The organism is Cupriavidus sp. P-10 (assembly GCF_003402535.2).
Lineage (GTDB): Bacteria > Pseudomonadota > Gammaproteobacteria > Burkholderiales > Burkholderiaceae > Cupriavidus.
In genome coordinates, this window is the sequence record NZ_AP025170.1 from 1,289,675 (window position 1) to 1,310,221 (window position 20,547).

Annotated in this window: 21 protein-coding genes and 1 tRNA gene; 6 read left to right on the forward strand and 16 right to left on the reverse strand. The window is 66.7% G+C overall.

The window, feature by feature from the left end; genetic code table 11:
* Positions 1–33: 33 nt before the first annotated feature.
* The 3 genes from CTP10_RS06005 to CTP10_RS06015 form a co-directional block, all read right to left on the reverse strand.
* The gene (locus CTP10_RS06005) at positions 34–1,446 is read right to left on the reverse strand and encodes an FAD-binding oxidoreductase (protein WP_116317758.1); all 1,413 of its coding nucleotides are present in this window, start codon (positions 1,444–1,446) and stop codon (positions 34–36) included.
* A 15-nt stretch (positions 1,447–1,461) separates the two neighbouring features.
* Positions 1,462–2,190 carry a FadR/GntR family transcriptional regulator gene (locus CTP10_RS06010; RefSeq protein ID WP_116317759.1) on the reverse strand — a complete coding sequence of 243 codons (729 nt, stop codon included), beginning with the start codon at positions 2,188–2,190 and terminating at the stop codon, positions 1,462–1,464.
* Positions 2,191–2,335: 145 nt separating this feature from the next.
* A complete protein-coding gene (locus CTP10_RS06015; RefSeq protein ID WP_029047693.1) occupies positions 2,336–3,121 on the reverse strand; it encodes an IclR family transcriptional regulator in 786 nt (261 codons plus the stop codon).
* Between the two features lie 232 nt (positions 3,122–3,353).
* On the opposite strand from CTP10_RS06015, the gene CTP10_RS06020 reads away from it, so the two are divergent.
* The 3 genes from CTP10_RS06020 to CTP10_RS06030 are packed head-to-tail and all read left to right on the forward strand — an operon-like array spanning position 3,354 to position 5,775.
* Entirely contained in the window at positions 3,354–4,079 is a 726-nt protein-coding gene (locus CTP10_RS06020) for a (Fe-S)-binding protein (RefSeq protein WP_116317760.1), read from the forward strand.
* A gap of 17 nt (positions 4,080–4,096) precedes the next feature.
* Positions 4,097–5,509 (forward strand): LutB/LldF family L-lactate oxidation iron-sulfur protein, encoded by a 1,413-nt coding sequence (locus CTP10_RS06025; RefSeq protein ID WP_116317761.1) that lies wholly within the window; start codon positions 4,097–4,099, stop codon positions 5,507–5,509.
* Positions 5,506–5,775 (forward strand): hypothetical protein, encoded by a 270-nt coding sequence (locus CTP10_RS06030; RefSeq protein WP_116317762.1) that lies wholly within the window; start codon positions 5,506–5,508, stop codon positions 5,773–5,775. Before CTP10_RS06025 ends, CTP10_RS06030 begins: the two co-directional genes overlap by 4 nt.
* A 62-nt stretch (positions 5,776–5,837) precedes the next feature.
* Here the strand turns inward: CTP10_RS06030 and CTP10_RS06035 are convergent, their stop codons facing one another.
* Positions 5,838–6,725: a LysR substrate-binding domain-containing protein gene (locus CTP10_RS06035; RefSeq protein ID WP_116317763.1), complete on the reverse strand. Its 888-nt coding sequence runs from the start codon at positions 6,723–6,725 to the stop codon at positions 5,838–5,840.
* A 126-nt stretch (positions 6,726–6,851) separates the two neighbouring features.
* Here CTP10_RS06035 and CTP10_RS06040 point away from each other — a divergent pair, with 126 nt between their 5' ends.
* The 3 genes from CTP10_RS06040 to CTP10_RS06050 all read left to right on the forward strand — a co-directional run bounded on the left by CTP10_RS06040 (position 6,852) and on the right by CTP10_RS06050 (position 9,815).
* The gene (locus CTP10_RS06040; RefSeq protein WP_116317764.1) at positions 6,852–7,853 is read left to right on the forward strand and encodes an ornithine cyclodeaminase family protein; all 1,002 of its coding nucleotides are present in this window, start codon (positions 6,852–6,854) and stop codon (positions 7,851–7,853) included.
* Positions 7,850–8,683 carry a phosphate/phosphite/phosphonate ABC transporter substrate-binding protein gene (locus CTP10_RS06045; protein ID WP_116317765.1) on the forward strand — a complete coding sequence of 278 codons (834 nt, stop codon included), beginning with the start codon at positions 7,850–7,852 and terminating at the stop codon, positions 8,681–8,683. The genes CTP10_RS06040 and CTP10_RS06045 overlap by 4 nt, the downstream gene beginning before the upstream one ends.
* 97 nt (positions 8,684–8,780) lie before the next feature.
* Positions 8,781–9,815, forward strand: a complete 1,035-nt coding sequence (locus CTP10_RS06050) for a tripartite tricarboxylate transporter substrate binding protein (protein WP_116317766.1) — start codon at positions 8,781–8,783, stop codon at positions 9,813–9,815.
* A gap of 72 nt (positions 9,816–9,887) precedes the next feature.
* Here CTP10_RS06050 and CTP10_RS06055 read toward each other — a convergent pair whose 3' ends face one another.
* The 12 genes from CTP10_RS06055 to boxA all read right to left on the reverse strand — a co-directional run bounded on the left by CTP10_RS06055 (position 9,888) and on the right by boxA (position 20,481).
* Positions 9,888–10,682, reverse strand: a complete 795-nt coding sequence (locus CTP10_RS06055) for an ABC transporter ATP-binding protein (RefSeq protein ID WP_116317767.1) — start codon at positions 10,680–10,682, stop codon at positions 9,888–9,890.
* Between the two features lies 1 nt (position 10,683).
* Positions 10,684–11,580, reverse strand: coding sequence for an ABC transporter permease (locus CTP10_RS06060; protein WP_116317768.1), 897 nt, complete (start codon positions 11,578–11,580; stop codon positions 10,684–10,686).
* 169 nt (positions 11,581–11,749) lie between these two features.
* Positions 11,750–12,727 carry an ABC transporter substrate-binding protein gene (locus CTP10_RS06065; RefSeq protein WP_116317769.1) on the reverse strand — a complete coding sequence of 326 codons (978 nt, stop codon included), beginning with the start codon at positions 12,725–12,727 and terminating at the stop codon, positions 11,750–11,752.
* A 275-nt stretch (positions 12,728–13,002) separates the two neighbouring features.
* Positions 13,003–14,061, reverse strand: coding sequence for an aldo/keto reductase (locus CTP10_RS06070; protein ID WP_116317770.1), 1,059 nt, complete (start codon positions 14,059–14,061; stop codon positions 13,003–13,005).
* A gap of 30 nt (positions 14,062–14,091) precedes the next feature.
* Positions 14,092–15,126 (reverse strand): quinone-dependent dihydroorotate dehydrogenase, encoded by a 1,035-nt coding sequence (locus tag CTP10_RS06075; RefSeq protein WP_116317880.1) that lies wholly within the window; start codon positions 15,124–15,126, stop codon positions 14,092–14,094.
* 81 nt (positions 15,127–15,207) lie between these two features.
* Positions 15,208–16,005 (reverse strand): arginyltransferase, encoded by a 798-nt coding sequence (locus CTP10_RS06080; protein WP_116317771.1) that lies wholly within the window; start codon positions 16,003–16,005, stop codon positions 15,208–15,210.
* Between the two features lie 57 nt (positions 16,006–16,062).
* On the reverse strand, positions 16,063–16,815 hold the full coding sequence (gene aat / locus CTP10_RS06085; RefSeq protein ID WP_116317772.1) for a leucyl/phenylalanyl-tRNA--protein transferase: 753 nt from the start codon (positions 16,813–16,815) through the stop codon (positions 16,063–16,065).
* Positions 16,816–16,861: 46 nt separating this feature from the next.
* Complete coding sequence (locus CTP10_RS06090; RefSeq protein WP_116317773.1) at positions 16,862–17,446, reverse strand: NUDIX hydrolase; 585 nt, start codon at positions 17,444–17,446, stop codon at positions 16,862–16,864.
* 326 nt (positions 17,447–17,772) lie between these two features.
* Positions 17,773–17,848 (reverse strand) — tRNA-Met (locus CTP10_RS06095).
* Positions 17,849–17,970: 122 nt separating this feature from the next.
* Positions 17,971–18,723, reverse strand: a complete 753-nt coding sequence (locus tag CTP10_RS06100) for an RES family NAD+ phosphorylase (RefSeq protein ID WP_116317774.1) — start codon at positions 18,721–18,723, stop codon at positions 17,971–17,973.
* Positions 18,683–19,072, reverse strand: coding sequence for an MbcA/ParS/Xre antitoxin family protein (locus tag CTP10_RS06105; RefSeq protein ID WP_116317775.1), 390 nt, complete (start codon positions 19,070–19,072; stop codon positions 18,683–18,685). The genes CTP10_RS06100 and CTP10_RS06105 overlap by 41 nt, the downstream gene beginning before the upstream one ends.
* 170 nt (positions 19,073–19,242) lie before the next feature.
* Entirely contained in the window at positions 19,243–20,481 is a 1,239-nt protein-coding gene (boxA, locus tag CTP10_RS06110) for a benzoyl-CoA 2,3-epoxidase subunit BoxA (RefSeq protein WP_116317776.1), read from the reverse strand.
* Positions 20,482–20,547: the final 66 nt, after the last annotated feature.

Below are 20,547 nucleotides of genomic sequence, written 5' to 3' on the forward strand. Positions count from 1 at the left end.
CCGGCGCGTTTTTTTATTGCCGGCCGAGTACGCTCAGAGCAGCTTGCCGGGGTTCATGATCCCGGCCGGATCGAACACCGCCTTGATCTCTCGCATCAGCCGCAGCTCCAGCGGATCCTTGGCCGCCAGGAAGGCGTGACGCTTGAGCTGGCCGATGCCATGCTCGGCGCTGATGCTGCCGCCGTAGCGCATCACTTCATCCAGTACCGCGTCAGTGACCGCATCGCCCCGGGTCGCCGCCCAGTCCCTGGGGGCGCCCGCCGGGCGCGACAGGTTGTAGTGCAGGTTGCCATCGCCGAAATGGCCAAAGATAAAGGGCCGGATCGCCGGATCGAGCGCGCGCAGCCGGCTTTCCATTGACGTCATGAACGCCGGGATCTGCTCGATCGGCAGCGACACGTCGTGCTTCAGGTGCGGGCCATCGGCGCGCTGCGCTTCGGAGATCTCCTCGCGCAGTTTCCACATCGCCTGCAGTTGCGCCAGGGATGCCGAGACCGCCGCGTCCAGACACAGCTCGCGCTCCAACGCTTCGCCGATCACGCGCTCGAGCAATGCGTTGAGCCCGTCCTCATCCGTGGTGTCCGCCAGTTCCACCAGCACATAGGCGGGGTAGCGCTGCGCGAAGGGTTCCTGCACGCCTTCCGCATGCGTCAGCACCAGGTCCAGGCAATCGCCGGTAAAAAACTCGAACGCCTGCAGGCGCGCGCCGCACTGTGCGAACAGCAGTTCATACAGCTCCAGTGATTGCGCCGGCGAAGCAACTGCCGCCAGCACCACGCTGCGCGTATCGGTGCGCGGGAACAGCCGCAACGCCGCCGCCGTGATCACGCCCAGCGTGCCTTCAGAGCCGATCAGCAGCTGCTTCAGGTCGTAGCCGGTGTTGTCCTTGCGCAGCGTGCGCAAGCCGTTGAACACCTCGCCGTTGGGCAGCACGGCTTGCACGCCCAGTACCAGTTCGCGCGTCATGCCGTAGCGCACCACGTTGACGCCGCCGGCATTGGTGGCAAGGTTGCCGCCGATCTGGCACGAGTCCTCGGCCGCCAGCGAAAGGGGCAACAACCGGTTGGCCTCTTGCGCGGCGCGGCGCAGGTTGCCCAGGATGCAGCCGGCTTCGGCCACCATGGTGTTGGCGATGGTGTCGAGCGAACGCACCGCGTTCATGCGGTCCAGGCTCAGCACCACATTGCCGGCCTGAGCGTCGGGCGTGGCGCCGCCGCACAGTCCGGTATTGCCGCCGCGCGGCACCACCGGCACCGCCGCCTGCTGGCACAGCGCCAGCGCGCGCGAAACCTGATCCACGGAACGCGGGCGCACCACGGCCTGTGCCTGCCCGCGATAGATGCCGCGCCAGTCAGACAGCCACGGTGCGATGTCGTCGGGGTTGGTCAGGACAGTGTCGGCGCCAAGTGCTTCGGTGAGGCGTTGAGCGAGTTGTGCGGTTTGCATGTCGGATACGTTCTCTCAGGGCTGTGCGAGGGAAGGGCTGGCGGTGCGTGCGCGCAGCGTCAGGCCAAGACGCCGTGCCGCGTTCAGCAGGTGGGTGACCGCGGCGGTGCGGGCTGCTTCGGCGTCGCCGCGGCGGATTGCGTCGACGATGGCTTCATGTTCGGCCTGCACGCCTTCGGCCAGCCCCGGCTGGCGCAGCGTATTGGCGCGCGCAGTGGCGACGGCCTGGTGCAACTGCAGGTTCAGGTACTGCAGCAACTGGCGGTAGTACGGGTTATGCGTCGCCGCAGCGATGCCGATATGGAAGGCCGCGTCGATATCGGTTGCCGGCTGCCCGTCGTAGAGGTGGGCATGCAGCCGCTCCAGCAGCGCCGCCAGCGCTGCGACGTCGTCATCGGTGCGGCGCACGGCCGCCAGCGCGGCCGCGGCACCCTCAAGGTCGATGCGCAGGTCGTACAGGTCTGCCAGGCCGGCGGCGTCGATATCAGGCTCCCTCGGCAGCTGGAACCCCGCCGCGCCGGTGCGCGAGCGCACCGTGCAGCCGACTCCCTGGCGTGTCTCGACAAAGCCCTGTGAGCGCAGATGCTCCGTGACTTCACGGATCACCGCGGCGCTGACGCCGTATTGCTCGGAGAGCTGCTTGCCGGTAGGCAGCCGTGTGCCGACCGGGTATGCGCCGCTTTCGATATCGGCGCGCAACTGTCGGGTGACCTGTTCGGTAAGGGTGACGGCACGGGTTCGCATGGCCGTCGATTATAAGGTTTGCTGGTTATCTGAAAACTAAGGGTAAACGCTCAAAAGCGGATATGTCCGACGCCAGATGCAAAACGCGCGGGGCGCCATCGCTGGCGGCCCGCGCGTCGTGGCGCAGAGGAACGAAGGCCGGCGGTCAGGCCGCGGCTTCGGACACGTAACCCATGCCGCGCGAGATCTGCAGCGCGGTTTCCTTCAGGTTCTGCAGCCAGCTGTCCTGGAGCCGGTCAGCCGGGGCCGACAGCGACAGGCCCGCCACCAGCCGACGCGAATCGTCGTAAATGCCGGCGGCAATGCAGCGCACGCCCAGTTCCAGTTCTTCATTGTCGCGGGCGTAGCCGTTGGTGCGTACCCAATTCAGTTCGCGCTCCAGCTTGGTCAGGTCAGTGATCGAGGTCCGCGTATGGCCGGCCAGCCCGGTGCGGGTGGCGTAGTTGCGCACGCGCGCCGACTCGTCGGCGGCCAGGAACAGCTTGCCGACCGAGGTCAGGTGCAGCGGCGCACGGCCGCCGATGGCGCGCACTACTTGCATCCCCGAGCGCTCGCTGTAGGCGCGCTCGATATACACGATCTCATCGCCCTGCCGCACCGACAGGTTGACCGTTTGTCCCGTGACGCGGTGCAGCGCGCGCATCGGCGCCAGCGCCGCGTCGCGTACCGACAGGCGCGCCTTGACCAGATTGCCCAGCTCCAGCAGGCGCATGCCAAGACGATAGCTGCCCGGGTCGGAACGATCGACGAAACGGCAGGCCACCATATCGTTGAGGATGCGGTGGGCAGTGGAGGGGTGCAGGCCCGTGGCCAGCGACAGCTCTTTGAGGCTGACCGGGTCGGCGTGCTGGGCGAGGGCGTCCAGCAGGGTCATCATGCGCTCGATGACCTGGATGGACGTCTTGCCGGGTGACTTGTCTGCTTCGGACATAGGAAAAAGAGGAGAAATGTTGCCTTGCGGCATTTTTGAGTCTGCCTGATTCTATCTCGCATCGTGAAAATTTCAATAGGTGAAATGACATTACCGTAAGAATCACGTCGTGATGTTGTCCTGGAAAGTGATGAACGTTGCACCGGATTCACGCCCACGCTGAACGGTTTGTGCGCCACGCGCGGCGCAAGGCGCGCATAATTGCGGGGTTTGGGGTCTGGAGAAGCCAATAATGCGAGTCGGTCTGTTCGCCACCTGCCTGGTGGACCTGATGCGTCCGGAGATCGGGTTTTCGGTGCTGAAGCTGCTGGAGGCCGCTGGCTACGAGGTCATGGTGCCCGAGGCGCAGACCTGCTGCGGCCAGCCGGCGTACAACTCGGGCGAGCGCGCGGTGTCGCGGGACCTCGCCGAGAAATTCCTGCGCGAGTTCGAGATGTTCGACTACATCGTGGTCCCGTCGGGAAGCTGCGGCGGCATGGTCCGACACCACTACGGCGACCTGCTGCGCGACGATCCGGAGCTGAACGGCCGCTATGAGCGCCTGCGCGAACGGGTGTACGAGCTGACCGAATTCCTGGTCAACGTGGCGCGCGTCGAGACGTTGCCATCCAGCTTCACCGGCCACATCACTTACCATGATTCCTGTTCCGGCTTGCGCGAGCTGGGCGTCAAGCAGCAACCGCGCGAACTGCTGTCGCGCCTGCCCGGCGTGCAGCTGACCGAGATGAAGGACTGCGAAGCCTGCTGCGGCTTCGGCGGCACCTTCTCGGTCAAGTACGGCAATATCTCGACGGCCATCGTCGACGAGAAGTGCGCCAACATCAAGGCCAGCGGCGCCGACGCCGTGGTGCTGGGCGACCTCGGCTGCATCCTCAATATCGAAGGCCGGCTGCGCCGCACCGGCGACAGCCAGACCCGCGTGCTGCATATCGCCCAGGTGCTGGCCGGCGACGCCTGACAACGAGAGACGCCACGATGCAAGTCCACAGCATGGAATTCAAGGCGCGGGCCGGCCAGAAGCTGGCTGACCAGCGCCTGCAGCAGAACCTGAAGAAGCTCTCGACCAAGTTTGTCACGGCGCGCGCCGATGCTATCCGCGACATCGATTTCGACGCCACCCGCGAAGCGCTGAAGGAACGCCGCAACCGCGCGCTGGAAAACCTCGACGTCTGGCTGGCGGAGTTCGAGCAGAACGCGACCAGGCGTGGCGCCACGGTGCTGTTCGCGGAGACCACCGCCGACGCCGCGCGCCTGGTCGCCGAGATCGCGCAGAAGCATGGCGTGAAGAAGGTCATCAAGAGCAAGTCGATGGTGACCGAGGAAATGCGCCTGAACCAGGTGCTGGGCGAGATGGGCGTGCAGAGCATCGAGACCGACCTCGGCGAGTACATCCTGCAGATCAACGACTCGGAGCCGCCGTCGCACATCATTGCGCCGGTGGTGCACAAGGACAAGGACGAGATCGCCGACCTGTTCGCCAGGGTCCACCACAAGCCGCGGCTGACCGATATCCCGGAGATGACCCGCGAGGCGCGCGAAGTGTTGCGCCCCGAGTTCCTGTCCGCCGACATGGGCGTGACCGGCGGCAACTTCATCATTGCCGAGACCGGCTCGGTGGCGGTGGTCACCAACGAAGGCAACGAAGGCATGTGCACGGTGATGCCGCGCGTGCACGTGGCCGTCACCGGCATCGAGAAGGTGTTGCCGACGCTGGAAGACCTGGCCACGGTCATGCGCCTGCTGCCCCGTTCGGCCACTGGCCAGGCGATCTCCAACTATTTCTCGCTGCTGACCGGCCCACGCGCCGAAGGCGAACGCGACGGCCCGGAGCATATGTACTTCGTGCTGGTCGACGGTGGCCGCTCGGGGCTGATCGGCGGCGACTTCCAGGAGATGCTGCGCTGCATCCGTTGCGGCGCATGCATGAACCACTGCCCGGTCTACCAGAAGATCGGCGGCCATGCCTATGGCTGGGTCTATCCGGGGCCGATGGGCAGCGTGCTGACGCCCAGCTACGTAGGCCTGGCGAATGCGGTGGACCTGCCGCAGGCGGCGACCATGTGCGGCGAATGCAATCGTGTCTGCCCGGCATCGATCCCGCTGTCGGACCTGCTGCGCAAGCTGCGCGAGAAGCAGATGGAACGCGGGCTGCGTCCCTGGCAGGAGCGGTTTGCGCTGAAGGCCTGGGGCTACGTGGCGAAGCGGCCCGACCTCTATGCCTTTGCCACACGTATCGGCGCCTGGCTGCTGCAACGCATGGGCGGCGGCAACAAGTTGATCACCAGCCTGCCGATGGCCGGCAAGGGCTGGACCGAAACCCGCGACATGCCGGCCCCGCCGGGCCGCACGTTCCGCGAACTCTACAAGGAAAGGAGGGCGCGTTCATGAGCGCAGCCAACACGGAAACGCTGGCGCGCATGCGCGCCGCGCTGGACCAGCACGTCGCCGGATCGATGCCGGCGCAGGACCTCGTACGCGCATGGCGCGATGCCGGCGGCGGGCTGACGCTGCCGCCCGTCTATGGGCAAGCGATGGAAGAACTGCTGCGCAGGCTGGAGATGTCGGCGGTGTTTGCGCAGGACAGCTGCTCGTTCTCGAGCAGCGCGGTGACGGACCAGCTGGCGCGGTGGCTGGACAAGGCGGCGACGGCCTGAGGCCACTGCGCTTCCTCGCAGCCGCTTCCTCGCAGCCGCTTCCTCGCAGCCGCTTCCGCGGCTCAACGCTGCATCATCCCCGTCAGCGTCTCCACAAATTCCAGCGACAGGCGCGACAGCGGCTCCGTCTGCACATGGAAGATCTGCACCGAGGCATTGACCTTGGTGCGGATCGGCACGGCAACGATATTGGGCCAGTTCGCGCCGAAAACCGTCATGGCATCGACCAGCGCAATGCCGGCACCGGCCTGCGCCAGCGCCCGCGCCACATGGGCCTGCTCCACCTGTACCCGCATATCGGGCTGGTCGCCATCGTTGCCGAACATCTCGTGCACCAGGAGCGCGAACGGCACATCGGGTCCATAGCCGATCAGGTCTTCGCCGATCAGGTCGGCGGGACGCACCCATTTGCGCGTGGCGAACCGGTGTCCCACCGGCACCAGTGCCACGATCTCGTTCTTCACCAGCAGGCGTGCCTCCAGGTTGGGGTGCGTCAGCGGCATGTTCGATACCGCCAGGTCTACCTGTCCCGATAGCAGCGCCCGCAGCATGTTGCCGGGAATCTGCGTGCGCACCACCACGCGCACCGCCGGGTGCGCGGCGCGGAAGCTGGCGATCGCACGCGGCAGCACGGTCTGCCCCAGGTTGGGGCTGCATGTGATGCGCAGGCTACCAGTCCGGTTGGCGGCGAGGTCCTCGGCGATCTCGTTGACGCGCTCGATCCCTTCATACACGGCGTTCACTTCGCCAAGCAGCCGCCGCGCTTCCGGCGTGGGGTAGAGACGCCCCTTGGTGCGGCGGAACAACTCCAGGCCGAGGCGTTGTTCGGTGTGCGACATCAGCCGGCTGATCGCCGGTTGCGACACATAGAGCAGCTTCGAGGCGCCGCTGATGGAACCGGTCAGCATCACCGCGCGGAAGACCTCGATCTGGCGCAGGTTCATTTTCATGGCATTAACCTGATGTTAAGGCAGGCGGACATATAAGCATATGACAGTCAATGCCGCCCACCCTACACTGAATTCCAGCGACACACGACCCACACGACACACATTGATCTGGAGAACGGGGACCATATGGCTGATATTCATCTCACCTACCTCAACGGCCGGGATATTGCGCGCCTGGAAATGACCGACGCCGAAATCATCGACGCGGTGGAGCTGGCACTGATCGCGCAGGGCAACGGCGAGACCGTGATCGAGCCGCGCGTGCACCTGATGCCGGATCCTGCCTTCAACGGCCACTTCAACGTGCTGCGCGGCTACGTGGCGCCGCTGGGGCTGGCCGGCGTCAAGGTCGTCGGCGATTTCGTCGACAACTACAAGCTCGGCCTGCCTTCCGAGATGGCCATGCTGAACCTGTTTGATCCGCGCACCGGCATGCCGGTCGCGGTGATCGACGCTACCTTCATCACCGATGCCCGCACCGGCGCGCTGACCGCGCTCGGCGCCAGGCACCTGGCCCGCCGTGACAGCAAGGTGCTCGGCCATATCGGCGCGCGCGGCACCTCGTACTGGAACGTGCGCCTGCTCGACAGCCTGTATGACTTCGACGAGATCCGCGTGCATTCGCGCCGTCCGGAAAGCCGCAATGCCTTTGCCGCGCGGCTGGAGCGCGATCTCGGCAAGAAGGTCGTGGTGACCGAGGACTGGGAATCGTGCGTGCGCGGCGCCGACATCGTGGTCGAGGCGTCGCGCCTGGAACGCCCGACGCCGATGCTCAAGACCGAATGGATCAAGCCCGGCGCCTTCGTCGTGCCCTACGGCACCATGAGCGCGGTCGAGCTGTCGCTGACCGACATCATGACGCGGATGGTGGTGGACGACTGGGGGCAGTGCAAGGGCGGCATGTTCGGCTCGCTGCGCGCGCATGTCGAAGCGGGCAAGCTGTCGGAACAGACGCTCTACGGCGAACTTGGCGAGATCGCCGCCGGCCGCAAGCCTGGCCGCCAGAGCGACGACGAGACCAACCTGTTCTGGCATCGTGGCCTGTCGCTGAGCGATATCGCGCTGGGACACGCCATCCTGAAGAAGGCCGAGCAGCGCGGAGTGGGCCAGAAGCTGGTGTACGCATGATAGCCAATGCCCGCATGTACGCGGTGACGCCGCAGGCCGAGGAGGCATGGCGCGCATTGCTTGCCCGCGTGTCCGAGCGCGCGGGCGTGGCGTTGCCATATGTCGAGCATCCCGCGCCGGCGCAGGTCAGCGCGTTGTGGGCACGGCCGGACTGCGGCTGCGTGTTCATGTGCGGCTATCCGTACGCGAGCGCGCAGGTGACCCCGCATTTGCTGGCGGCGCCGGCGCCGGCACTGGCGCGCTACGACGGGCAGCCGGTCTATTTCACGGAATTCATCGTGCGCGCGGACGCGCCGGTGCAGTCGCTGGCGCACACCTTCGGCCAACGGCTGGCATGCATGTTGCCTGAGTCCAATTCGGGCTATAACGCGCCGCGCCACTACCTGATGCGGCTGGCGCCGGCGGGTACGCGGGCGCTGTACCGGCCCACCGCCATGCTTACGCCGACGCCGCGTGAGGTCATCGGTGCCGTGCTCGCCGGCCAGGCCGAGGTGGGTGTGATCGACAGCTTCGTGATGGACCTGCTGCGCCGCTATGACCCCGGGCTTGCCGCGCAACTGAAGACGCTGGCGCTGACGCCGCCCACGCCAATCCCGACGCTGGTCGCATCGGCGGGGGCCGATCCGCAGCAGTGTGCGCGTGTGCGCGCGGCACTGCTGGGCCTGCATGAGGATGCCGCGGGTACGGCGCTGCTTGCCATGTTGGGGCTGGCGCGCTTCGTCGCGGTGCAGCCCGCCGACTATGCCTGCCTGCCAGCGATGGCGTACGAAGCGGACCTGGCCGGCTTTGCGCTGACCGATGCCGCGGCCGGCGAGCAGGGCATTGGGTAAGCAACGCATTGGACCGCACACGGCCAACGACGATAACAAGACTGCCGGCGCGGTGGAGGAGCCATTGCCTGATCACTGCCACATTGGGGAAACCGTCATGAAATCCGCTGTGAATGCCGCTGTGAATCCTTTCGTGAATCCTGACATCCGGCGCCTTGCCATGCATTGCCTGTTCGCTTGCGCGGCAGCCTGCGCGACATGGTTCAGTGCGGCTGCGGCCCATGCCCAGCCGCCGGCGTATCCCGCCAAGCCGGTGCGTATCGTGGTGCCGTTCGCCGCCGGTGGCCCTGCGGACGTGCTGGCCCGCGCCGTCGGCGAAGGCATCGCCAAGGCTACTGGCCAAAGCGTGCTGGTCGAAAACAAGGCCGGCGCCGCCGGCACCATCGGTGTCGACATGGTGGCCAAGGCCGCGCCCGACGGCTACACCATCGCGCTGGTGCCGGTCGGCAATATCGCGGTGAATCCCACCCTGATGCCGAACCTGCCTTACAAGCAGGCTGACCTGGCGCCGGTGGCAATGCTCGCCACCGCCGAAAACGTGCTGGTGGTCAACACGGCGATGCCGGCCAGATCGCTGGCGGAACTGCTCAAGCTCGCCGCGCAGAAACCGGGCGAACTGAGCTTCGCCTCGCCCGGCGTCGGCAGCCAGGCGCACCTGGCCGGAGAGCTGCTGCAGCTCGATGCCAACGTCAGGCTCAACCACGTACCGTACAAGGGCGTGAGCCCGGCAATGACCGATGTGGTCGGCGGGCAGGTGACGATGATGTTCGCGCAGCTCTCCGCGGCGCTGCCCTATATCAAGGCCGGCAAGCTGCGTGCGTTGGGCGTGGCCAGCGCCAGGCGCTCGACGGTGCTGCCCGATGTGCCGACGATCGCGGAGCAGGGCTTCCCGAAGTTCGAGGCGGTGTCGTGGTATGCGCTGATGGCGCCGGCGGGGACGCCGCCCGAGATCGTGCGCAAGCTCAGCCAGCATGTCGACGCTGTGCTGGCCGATGCGGCACTGAAGGAAAAGCTGGCGACACTGGGGATGGACGCGGCGGGCGGCACGCCGCAGCAGCTGGCGGCGACGATCCAGAAGGAAAGCGTGCGGTGGGCTGGGGTGATCAAGCAGCGGCGTATTACGATCGACTAGCCGTCTTCACGCTGCTGGCTTGCCAAAAAAAACGGGGAGCGAAGGCTCCCCGTTTTCTTGATGCCAGAGCTATCACCCCAGCAGCAGCGCATCATCATCCAGCTGCTCATGCCGCGTCTGCTCGAACATCTTCAGCAGGTCCGGTACATCCAGCCCCTTGCGCTTGTCGCCCGACACATCCAGCACCACCTGCCCCTGGTGCAGCATCACCGTGCGTTGGCCATAGTCCAGCGCCTGGCGCATGCTGTGCGTCACCATCATCGTGGTCAGCTTGCTTTCCTCGACGATGCGCGCGGTCAGTTCCAGCACAAAGGCGGCGGTCTTCGGGTCCAGCGCGGCGGTATGCTCGTCCAGCAGCAAAATGCGCGACGGCTGCAGCGATGCCATCAGCAGGCTGACCGCCTGGCGCTGGCCGCCGGAGAGCAGGCCGATGCGGTCGGTCAGGCGGTTTTCCAGGCCCAGGTTCAGCAGCCGCAGCTTCTCGCGGAACAGCTCGCGCGAGGCGCGGTTCAGCGCCGGGCGGAAGCCGCGCCTGGCGCCGCGGGCCATCGCCAGCGCCATGTTCTCTTCGATCGTCAGCGCCTCGCAGGTGCCGGCCATCGGATCCTGGAACACGCGCGCCACCAGCGGGGCGCGGTCCCATGCCGGCTGGCGGGTCACATCGGTGTCATCGATGGTGATGCGGCCCGAGTCGACCATCTGGTCGCCGCTGATCGCATTCAGGAAGGTCGACTTGCCGGCGCCGTTGGAGCCGATCACGGCGACGAACTGGCCGCTCGGGATCTCCAGGCTGAGGCCGCGCAGCGCCCGCGTCTCGATCGGGGTGCCCGGGTTGAAGGTGAGCTTAAGGTCTTGTGCGCGCAGCATCTCAGGCACCTCCGTTCTTGCGGGCAAACAGCTTCTTGCGCGTGGCCGGCAGCACCAGCGCGATCGTCACCAGCGCGGCGGTGACCAGGTTCAGGTCCTGCGCCTTCAGGCCGATGAAGTCGCTGTTGAGCGCCAGCGCGATGAAGAAGCGGTACAGGATGGCGCCCAGCACCACGGCCAGCGTGGTCCAGATCAGGCGGCGCGCCGGCAGCACGGTTTCGCCAATGATCACCGCAGCCAGGCCGATCACGATGGTGCCGATGCCCATCGAGATATCCGAGCCGCCCTGGGTCTGCGCAAACAGCGCGCCGGCCAGTGCCACCAGCGCATTGGACAGCGCCATGCCGGCCAGCGTGGCGCGGCCGGTGGCAATGCCCTGCGCGCGGGCCATGCGCGGGTTGGCGCCGGTGGCGCGCATCGCCAGGCCCAGTTGCGAGCTGAAGAACCAGTCCAGGCCGAGCTTGGCGATCACCACCACCACGAACAGCACCAGCGGGCGCAGCACGTAGTCAGGCATCCATTCCGGCTGCAGGATGGTGAACAGTGTCGGCTCGGTGATCAGCGGCACGTTGGGGCGGCCCATGATGCGCAGGTTGACCGAGTACAGCGCGATCATCATCAGGATACTGGCGAGCAGGTCCATGATCTTGAGGCGCACATTGAGCCAGCCGGTGATCCAGCCAGCGAGTGCGCCGGCGGCGATCGCGACGACGGTCGCCAGGAACGGGTCCTGGCCGGCGGCGATCAGCGTCGCGGCAACGGCGCCGCCCAGCGGGAAGCTGCCGTCAACGGTCAGGTCGGGGAAATTGAGGATGCGGAAGGAAATCAGCACCCCGAGCGCCACCAGGCTGAAGATCAGGCCGATCTCCAGGGCGCCCAGAAGGGAGAAAAGGGACATGGGGGAATCCTGTTGCGGGGGCCGGCGGCTACCCTGGCGCCGGTTTGGGGGCGGGGCGGCAGGGCGGCCCGTGTGGAGCCGTCCGCCGCCTCGCCCGGTCTGCGCCTGCCGCGCCGGGTAGGCGCGCCAGGGCGCCGCCGTGTTGCGACGGCGGCGGGCTGTGCCGTGATTACTTGATGACCGTCTTGGCTTCCTTGATCAGCTCCGGCGACAGCGTGGCACCTTGCTTGGCGGCGGCGCCCGTGTTCACGAACAGTTCCAGGTTGTCGCTGGTCTGCGAAGCGATCGCGCCCGGCTTCTCGCCCTTCAGGATGCGCACCACGACCTTGCCGGTCTGGTGGCCCAGGTCGCCGTAGTTGATGCCCAGCGCGGCCACTGCGCCACGCTTGACGCTGTCGGTATCGGCGGCCACCAGCGGGATCTTCGATTCGTTGGCGACCTTGACCAGCGACTCATACGCCGACACCACGTTGTTGTCGGTATTGGTGTAGATCACGTCGACCTTGCCGATCAGGCTCTTGGCGGCCGGGCCGATGTCCACGGTACGCGGCGCGGCGGCTTCCTTCAGCGTCAGGCCTTCCTTGGCCAGCAGCTCCTTCAGTTCCTTGACCACCACGACCGAGTTGGCTTCGCCCGGGTTGTAGACCATGCCCACGTTCTTGGCCTTCGGCACCACGCGCTTGATCAGGGCGACCTGCTTGTCCAGCGGCAGCTTGTCCGACACGCCGGTCACGTTGGTGCCCGAAGCGGCCCAGCTCTTGACCAGCTGCGCGGCGACCGGATCGGTCACGCCCGAGTACACCACCGGCACCGTCTTGGTGGCGGCGACCACGGCCTGCGCCGACGGGGTGGCGATGGCAACGATGGCGTTCGGGTTGTCGCCGACGAACTTGCGGGCGATCTGCGCCGCGGTGCCGGTGTTGCCCTGGGCGCTCTGGTATTCCCACTTCAGGCTCTTGTCGGCGTCATAGCCGGCCGCCTTCAGTTCGGCGCGCACGCCGTCGCGGATGGCGTCCAGCGCGGGGTGGTCGACGATCGACAGCACCTTGACGGTCTGGGCTTGCACGGCACCGCCGTACAGCAGGGCCAGCGCCACGGCGCCGCCCAGGATCGACTTGGTTGCTGCGAGACCCTTGATGGACTTCATTGTCTGTTCTCCCCCGAATGCTCGGTTCTGGATGAATGCGGCCGCGGATGGTTCGGTCCGCTGTCCTGGCGCGCGTCCGCGCACTGGCGGACGGTGCCGGTCCGGGGCGTGCGCGGCGGCTTCCTGCGGCGGGAGGGAGCGTGCGCGGGCGCGTCGGATGCGACAGCGATAAGCCTGCGAGGATACCACTTCTCGCGCACGAAATGCGTAGTCATCATGCCAAAGCGCGGCATCCGATGCTGTCAGACGCCCGCTATCGGCCATCCAGGCGCATATTATTGCGCGGGATTCGTGATTTCCTTGTGGATTACCCCGATTGCGGCGATCACATCTTCATGCAATTGCGCATCCCAGGCGTCGAGGTTTTCCTCGAGCTGGGCCAGGGTGGTGGCGCCGATGATGGTGCTGGCCGCGAACCAGCGCGAGTAGCACCAGGCCAGGGCCAGCGTGGCAGGGGTCATCCCGGCACTTCTGGCCAGTTCGACGTAGCGCGCCGACGCTGCCATGGTCTCGGGGCGCATGTAGCGCGGGCTCCAGTCGGGCGAGAAGCGCGACAGCCGGCCCTTGGCCTCGGGCTTGAACACCGGGCGGGCCATGTCGCCTGCCAGGTACTTGCCAGTCAGTTGCCCGAACGCCAGCGGGCTGTACACCAGCAGGCTGACGCCGGTGCGGAAGCAGGCCTCATCCAGCCCCTGCTCATAGCTGCGGTTGACCAGGTTGTACGGGTTCTGGATGGTGGCGATGCGCGGCAGGCCATGCTGCCCGGCCAGGCGCACGAACTCGGCCACGCCCCACGGCGTTTCGTTGGACACGCCGACATAGCGGATCTTGCCCGCCTTGACCAGTTCGCCCATCACTTCGAGCTGCGCCTGGATCGAGGTGCATTCGCGCTCTTTCTGCGGGTCGAAGCTCAGCTGGCCGAAGATCGGCGCATTCCGTGCCGGCCAGTGGATCTGGTAGAGGTCGATGTAGTCGGTCTGCAGCCGGCGTAGCGATTCATCCACCGCGGCGCGGATGCCGGCCGGGGTCAGGTCGTCGCCGTTGCGGATCCAGGGCATGCGGCCCGGGCCCGCCACCTTGGTCGCGAGCACCACGTGGTCGCGTGGCTGGCGCTTCAGCCAGGTGCCGACGATGCGCTCGGTCTGGCCGTAGGTCTCGGCGCACGGCTTGACCGGATACATCTCGGCCGTGTCGATAAAGTTCACGCCGCGCGAGAAGGCGTAGTCGAGCTGGCTGTGGCCGTCGGCTTCGGTGTTCTGCTCGCCGAAGGTCATGGTGCCCAGGCAGATGCGCGATACCTGCAGGTCGCTGTGACCGAGTCGGATGGTTTCCATGGCGTTTCCAGTGGGGGCGATGGAGAGGGCTTAGCGACGCAGCGCCGCGGCGCAGTCGCGCACCAGCGCCGGGCCGCGGTAGATCAGGCCGCTGTAGACCTGCACCAGCTTCGCCCCGGCGTCGATCTTGGCGCGCGCATCGGCGCCGCTGAAGATGCCGCCCACGCCGATGATCGGCACCGCATCGCCGACCACGGCGTGCAGCGCGCGCACCACGCGCGTGGAGGCCTCGAACACGGGTCGCCCCGACAGGCCGCCGGCTTCCTCGGCATGCGGCAGGCCCTTGACCGCCTCGCGCGAGATGGTGGTGTTGGTGGCGATCACGCCGTCGATCTTGTGGCGCACCAGCGCGTCGCCGATATTGCCGACCTGGTCGGCATCGAGGTCCGGCGCGATCTTCAGCGCCAGCGGCACGTAGCGCTTGTGCTGGTCGGCCAGGCGCTGCTGCGCGTCCTTCAGCGTCGACAGCAGGCTGTCCAGCTCGCTGGCGCCTTGCAGCTGGCGCAGGTTCTTGGTGTTGGGCGACGAGATATTGACCGTCACATAACTAGCATGCGGGTAGACGCGCTCCAGGCAGTACAGGTAGTCGTCGTTGGCGCGCTCGATCGGGGTGTCGGCATTCTTGCCGATGTTCAGCCCCAGCACGCCACCCTCGGCCTTCCAGCGCGATGCCTTGACGTTGGCGACAAAGGCATCGACGCCGCCGTTATTGAAGCCCATGCGGTTGATCAGCGCATCCGCCTGCGGCAGGCGGAACATGCGCGGGCGCGGGTTGCCCGGCTGCGCGCGCGGCGTGACCGTGCCCACCTCGACAAAGCCGAAACCGAGCGCGGCCAGCCCGTCGATATAGGCGCCGTCCTTGTCCAGTCCCGCGGCCAGCCCGACCGGGTTGGGGAAGCGCACGCCCATCACGGTGCGGGGATCGTCGGCGATCTTGTTGCCGATACAGCCGCCCAGGCCCATGCGGTGGGCGCGCAGCAGGTTGTTCAGCGTGAAATGGTGGGCGTCCTCGGCATCCATCGAGAACAGGGCGGGGCGAAACAGGGGGTAGAGCGCGTTGAGCACGGGGCAGCCGGCCGGCGGGGCCGTCACAGAGTGAATTCCAGCCCGGCATTGTAGCGGCTGGGCCGCTTGCCCGGTGGCGGGCTACTCCTGTGTGGGCGGGGCGTCGGGTGCGTCGGGGACCGCAGCGGCGGCGTCCTTTTCCTCGAAGGCCTGCCAGTGGTTGCCGGTCAGCACCTGCAGTGGCTGGAAGCGTGCCTTGTACGCCATCTTGCGGCTGTCGGCGATCCAGTACCCGAGGTACAGGTGCGGCAGCCCGAGTGCATGGGTCTGGCGGATCTGCCACAGGATGTTGAAGGTGCCATAGCTGGCATTGCGCTCCAGCGGGTCGTAGAAGGTGTAGACCGAGGACAGCCCGTCGTCCAGCACGTCGATCATGCTGACCATGCGCAACCGGCCTGCCTCGGGCGAGCCCGGTGGCTCGCGGAACTCTACCAGCCGCGAATTGACGCGGCTTTGCAGCAGGAACTGTTCGTACTGGTCGCGGCTGTCCTGGTCCATGCCGCCGCCGGCGTGGCGCATCGACTGGTACAGCAGGTACAGCGAATAGTGTTCTTCGACGTAGGTCAGCGGCGCCACCAGCGCCTGCAGGTGCTCATGCCGGCGCCAGGCGCGGCGCTGCGAGCGGTCGGGGGTGAACTGGTCGACCAGCACGCGGCATGGCGTGCAGGCGTGGCAATCGTCGCAGTACGGCCGATAGGTGAAGATCCCGCTGCGCCGGAAACCGGCTCGCACCAGCCGCGAATAGACGTCGGCATTGATCAGGTGCGCGGGCGTGGCAACCTGCGAGCGCGCCATGCGGCCTTCCAGATAGCTGCAAGCGTACGGCGCCGTGGCGTAGAACTGCAGCGCAGAGAGCGGTAGTTCCTTCAGCTTGCTCATGACTCTGGGGGCTCCGGGCGGGCGGACGGTGAGCGAGGGCGGCGTCCTTCCCTGGATTCAGCCGGCTGGCGCGGCTGGCGTCCCGGCCCAGCGCTCCAGCACCGATTTATCGAACCGCCACGGGTTGATCGCGGGCTGCGCCGCCGCCGCGCGGACATGTGCCACGAACTGCGCGCGGGGGATCGGGCTGGCGCCCAGCGAGGCCAGGTGATCGGTCTCTTGCTGGCAGTCTATCATCGCCACGCCGTGGTTGCCGAGGAAGGCGCACAGCGCCGCGAGCGCAATCTTGGAGGCGTCGGTGCGGTGCGCGAACATCGACTCGCCGAAGAACATGCGGCCCAGCGCCACGCCATACAAACCGCCGACGCGCTCGCCGCGATACCAGCTCTCCACCGCATGCGCCATGCCGTTGCGATGCAGCGTGCCGTAGGCGGCAATGATGTCGTCGGTGATCCAGGTGCCGTCCTGGCCGTCGCGCGGCGTGATGGCGCAGGCGCGCATCACTGCCAGGAAATCGTCATCGACCCGGATTTCCCAGTCCGCATCGCGCAGCACGCGGCGCAGCGTCTTGCGCAGTGTCGCCGACACGCGCAACGCGTGAGGCGCCAGCACCATGCGCGGGTCGGTGCTCCACCACAGCACCGGCTGTCCGCTCGAATACCAGGGAAAGATGCCTTGCCGGTACGCCAGCAGCAGCCGCTGGGGCGACAGGTCGCGGCTGGCCGCCAGCAGCCCCGGCGCATCCGAATCCGCGCCGAGCGCCTGGTCCACCGGCGGAAAGGGGTCGTGCGGGTCCAGCCAGGCGATCATGCGGGGCTGTGCCGGAAAGGCTGTCGGATGCGCGCCGGTCGGGCGCTCAGGGTGTTACCGTGGCCCGGCTGGTCAGCGGGCGCATGGGCTTGTCGATATCCAGGCTATGCAGCCGGAAGCTGCCGTCCTGCAGCCGGCCGGCGGCGCGGTCGGCAAAAAAGCAGCGCAGCGTGTGGATGACGGTCGGGAACGCGAGTTCGTCCCACGGCACGTCGGCTTCTTCCACCAGCTTGACCTCCAGGCTTTCCTCGCCCGGCGCGATGTCCAGGTCGTCCAGCGTGGCCAGGTAGAACAGGTGGACCTGGTGCACATGCGGCACATTCAGGATCGAGAACAGCTCGCCAACCTGCACGCGGGCGCCGGCTTCTTCCAGCGTCTCGCGGGAGGCGGCCTGCGCCGTGGTCTCGCCGATCTCCATGAAGCCGGCGGGCAGGGTCCAGAAGCCGTAGCGCGGCTCGATCGCGCGCTTGCACAGCAGGATCTTGTCTTCCCACACCGGAATCGTGCCCACGACATTGCGCGGGTTGACATAGTGGATCGTGCCGCAGCTGTCGCAGACGCTGCGCGGGCGGTTGTCGCCGTCAGGCACACGCAACACGACCGCATGGCCACAGTTCGAGCAGAATTTCATGAGGGGCGTCCGGGAGGAATGGCGAAAGTGTATCACCCTCGCGGAGGCGACCGTGGGGCTGTCCAGGATGCTTGCCGCGCCGTCGGTTGCCTGCCACACCGTGCTGCGAAGGGGCGTGCCAAAAGACACTCGCTTATCGGCAGGCACCGGCAAGTTCCATCACCGCATCCCGTCTGCGGCAGTGCCTGGTGCTCAGCGCCAAAGTCGGAAAACGCGGGCAGCGGTCTACAGCGCCCTGGCGGCCGAAAAACAAAAAGCCCGCATGCGCGGGCTTTTGTCACTGCCAACCGCCACTTGGAGGTGTGGGCGATTGGTATCGAATCGGTTGGTTGCGGGGGCAGGACTTGAACCTGCGACCTTCGGGTTATGAGCCCGACGAGCTGCCAACTGCTCCACCCCGCGTCCGTCGAAGACAAGATTATAGGGCAGGCGGTTGCGCATTGCAACACCTGTTTAAAAATAATCCAAAGTGCCGCGCACATCCGCTTGTCTTAACGATTAGAGCGGCGCCAGGGGGTCGAGGTTCAGCCGTTGTCAGGGCTTTCGCTTGTGCGCTGCCACAGGGAGGCTTCGAACTCGAAGCTGTCGCGCTGCTGCAGGTCGTCGCGCTGCCAGATCACGCGGTCGCGGCGTACGGTCAGCATCCAGGTGGTGGTCGCGAGCGGCAGCGGGTGGGCGAAGGCGCGCGGTGTCAGCACGGCGCCGCAGGGCCCATGGAGCGGGTCGCGTACCGAGGTGTAGCGAATCATGCCGAGGCCGGCTTCGCGTGCGACGCGGCCGAAGGCCTGGCAGGGTTCGTGGTGGTCGGGATTGGTCCAGGCGTCGCGGTCGCGGTCGAAGGGCGGGGCGTCGAGCGCGATGCCGTCGGTGGCGATGCGCACTTCGAACAGCGTCTGGGCGCGTGCGTCGATGCGCGGCAGTGCCGGGCTGTCGTTGAGGAAGCGCCAGCGCCAGTAGCCCAGTTCCGCGCAAGCGGTGCGGATCTCCGCCGCACCGTAGAACACGCCCGGGTCCTGGGCGGCGCGGAAACGCGAACCCCAGGGTGACGGCGGGTAGCGAAAGGGGGTGAACAGCAGGTAGTGGAGGTGGCGTGCCTCGATCGGCACGGCGGGTTTGCCGGCATCGAGCACGGCTTCGAGCACAGCCTGTTCTTCGAGGCTGTCGACCAGCGGCATGGTGGAGACAACGTGCTGGGCTTCCACCGCCCGCCACAGCGTGAGCGCGAACTGCCGGCGCTCAGATGCGACCGCGGGTGGCGTCCAGGTAGTGAACGACACGGACCAGGCCTTCCGTTGTGCGGATCATTTCGATGGGCTTGCCGCCCAGTGCCAGGTTTTCATGCGTCAGCCACAGCCGCGCCTGGTCGCCATGGCCGAGGATTGCGTCCAGCGAGCGGAACAGGCGTACGAACAAAACACCGAATTCCCACTCCTTGCGGTGCGCATCGAGCACATAGCCACCCGATGCCATCCGCGAAACCGAAGCCGTGCTGATGCCCAGTACGCTTGCCACCAGGGCCTGGCTGATGCCAAGGAAGCCGGCGGCGCGCATTACCGCCTTGGTCAGCGTGGTGCCGGGGTCGGGGCCGCCGGCGGGGTCTGTTTCAGGGATCCGCCTGGATTGCATCGCCTTGCTCCTGTTTCTTAGGAAAGATTATAGGCGAACGATTTCAGAAGGGAAGGTATTGACGCAAAAAGAACCCGGCCCGCCGGATGCGGGCGGGCCGGTACTGGTTAGACAGGCGTGCAGGCTGATAGGTCTCGGGCTCTGATGGTCTCGGGCTAACAGGTCCCGGGCTAGTAGGTCTCGATATGCAGCCGGCCTTCGGCTTTCATGGTGGCTTCCAGTTCAGCCCAGCTGCGGCCGGTGGCGGCACAGATTGCGTCGAAAGCGGCCAGCACGCCTTCCTCCATCCCTTTCAGTCCGCAGATGTAGACATGGCCGTTCGGATCCGCCAGCAGGGCAGCCGCGGCATCGGCGGCCTCGCGGATCGCGTCCTGTACATAGCGGCGCGGGGCATCGGGGTCGCGCGAAAAGGCGAAATGGATGTCGAGGAAATCCTTGGGCAGTTTGAGCAGCGGGCCGAAGTAGGGCAGCTCGTTGGCATTGCGCGCGCCGAAGAACAGCATCCGGCGCCCGCTGAAGTGCGACAGGTTGCGGCGCATGCGCTCGGTCATGGCGCGCATCGGTGCCGAGCCGGTGCCGGTGCAGATCATCATCACGCTGGCTTCGGCGTGGTTGGGCATCAGGAAGGTGGCGCCGAACGGGCCCACCACCTGCACGGTGTCGCCCTTGGCGAGGTCGCACAGGTAGTTGGACGCCACCCCGCGCACCGGCCGGCCGTCATGGTCCTGGTCGACCCGCTTTACCGTCAGCGCGAGGTTGTTATAGCCGGGGCGTTCGCCGTCGCGCGGGCTGGCCACCGAGTACATGCGGATGTAATGCGGCTTGCCGGCGGCGTCGGTGCCCGGCGGCACGATGCCGATCGACTGGCCTTCCAGGATCGGGAAGAAATGGGTGCCGAAGTCCAGCACGATATGGTGGATATCGCTGGACGCGTCCTCGGCGGTGAGCCGGTAGTTGCCGGCCACCGTCGCGGCGACCGGGGCGCGCACGCCGTGCAGGTTCACATACGGGTGCGCCGCCGACCATGGCGCGCGCTGCGAGGCGTGGCGGCTGGTTTCGACCGCCTGGATGGCGATGTCAGGCGCGGCCGTAGCTGGTGCCGCGGCGGCGGTACTTTCGATCGCCGTGTCCAGCTCTGGCAACGGCACCTCAGCCGGCAGTTCGTCCCACAGCAACTGCGCCTCGATGGTGTAGGCGTCGCCGCGCAGCATGGTGCGCCAGTTGTCGATGGCGCCGGTCGGGCACGGCGACAGGCAGGCATTGCAGCCGTTGCAGACGTCGGCCCTGACCACGTAGTTGCGGTCGTCGTGGGTGATGGCGTCGATCGGGCAGGTGTCTTCGCAGGTATTGCAGCGAATGCAGATTTCCGGGTCGATCAGGTGTTGCTTGATGATGTCGGGGGCGCCCATCGCATATCTCTGGTTTGTCCGGTATGTCCGGTTAGTCCGGTTAGCCCGGTATCTTCTTGCCGGCTC

Excerpts from the sequence above, each read along its gene's own strand:
- CTP10_RS06005 (WP_116317758.1), bottom strand. The coding sequence starts at position 1,446 with ATGCAAACCGCACAACTCGCTCAACGCCTCACCGAAGCACTTGGCGCC.
- CTP10_RS06010 (WP_116317759.1), bottom strand. The coding sequence starts at position 2,190 with ATGCGAACCCGTGCCGTCACCCTTACCGAACAGGTCACCCGACAGTTG.
- CTP10_RS06015 (WP_029047693.1), bottom strand. The coding sequence starts at position 3,121 with ATGTCCGAAGCAGACAAGTCACCCGGCAAGACGTCCATCCAGGTCATC.
- CTP10_RS06020 (WP_116317760.1), top strand. The coding sequence starts at position 3,354 with ATGCGAGTCGGTCTGTTCGCCACCTGCCTGGTGGACCTGATGCGTCCG.
- CTP10_RS06025 (WP_116317761.1), top strand. The coding sequence starts at position 4,097 with ATGCAAGTCCACAGCATGGAATTCAAGGCGCGGGCCGGCCAGAAGCTG.
- CTP10_RS06030 (WP_116317762.1), top strand. The coding sequence starts at position 5,506 with ATGAGCGCAGCCAACACGGAAACGCTGGCGCGCATGCGCGCCGCGCTG.
- CTP10_RS06035 (WP_116317763.1), bottom strand. The coding sequence starts at position 6,725 with ATGAAAATGAACCTGCGCCAGATCGAGGTCTTCCGCGCGGTGATGCTG.
- CTP10_RS06040 (WP_116317764.1), top strand. The coding sequence starts at position 6,852 with ATGGCTGATATTCATCTCACCTACCTCAACGGCCGGGATATTGCGCGC.
- CTP10_RS06045 (WP_116317765.1), top strand. The coding sequence starts at position 7,850 with ATGATAGCCAATGCCCGCATGTACGCGGTGACGCCGCAGGCCGAGGAG.
- CTP10_RS06050 (WP_116317766.1), top strand. The coding sequence starts at position 8,781 with ATGAAATCCGCTGTGAATGCCGCTGTGAATCCTTTCGTGAATCCTGAC.
- CTP10_RS06055 (WP_116317767.1), bottom strand. The coding sequence starts at position 10,682 with ATGCTGCGCGCACAAGACCTTAAGCTCACCTTCAACCCGGGCACCCCG.
- CTP10_RS06060 (WP_116317768.1), bottom strand. The coding sequence starts at position 11,580 with ATGTCCCTTTTCTCCCTTCTGGGCGCCCTGGAGATCGGCCTGATCTTC.
- CTP10_RS06065 (WP_116317769.1), bottom strand. The coding sequence starts at position 12,727 with ATGAAGTCCATCAAGGGTCTCGCAGCAACCAAGTCGATCCTGGGCGGC.
- CTP10_RS06070 (WP_116317770.1), bottom strand. The coding sequence starts at position 14,061 with ATGGAAACCATCCGACTCGGTCACAGCGACCTGCAGGTATCGCGCATC.
- CTP10_RS06080 (WP_116317771.1), bottom strand. The coding sequence starts at position 16,005 with ATGAGCAAGCTGAAGGAACTACCGCTCTCTGCGCTGCAGTTCTACGCC.
- aat (WP_116317772.1), bottom strand. The coding sequence starts at position 16,815 with ATGATCGCCTGGCTGGACCCGCACGACCCCTTTCCGCCGGTGGACCAG.
- CTP10_RS06090 (WP_116317773.1), bottom strand. The coding sequence starts at position 17,446 with ATGAAATTCTGCTCGAACTGTGGCCATGCGGTCGTGTTGCGTGTGCCT.
- CTP10_RS06105 (WP_116317775.1), bottom strand. The coding sequence starts at position 19,072 with ATGCAATCCAGGCGGATCCCTGAAACAGACCCCGCCGGCGGCCCCGAC.
- boxA (WP_116317776.1), bottom strand. The coding sequence starts at position 20,481 with ATGGGCGCCCCCGACATCATCAAGCAACACCTGATCGACCCGGAAATC.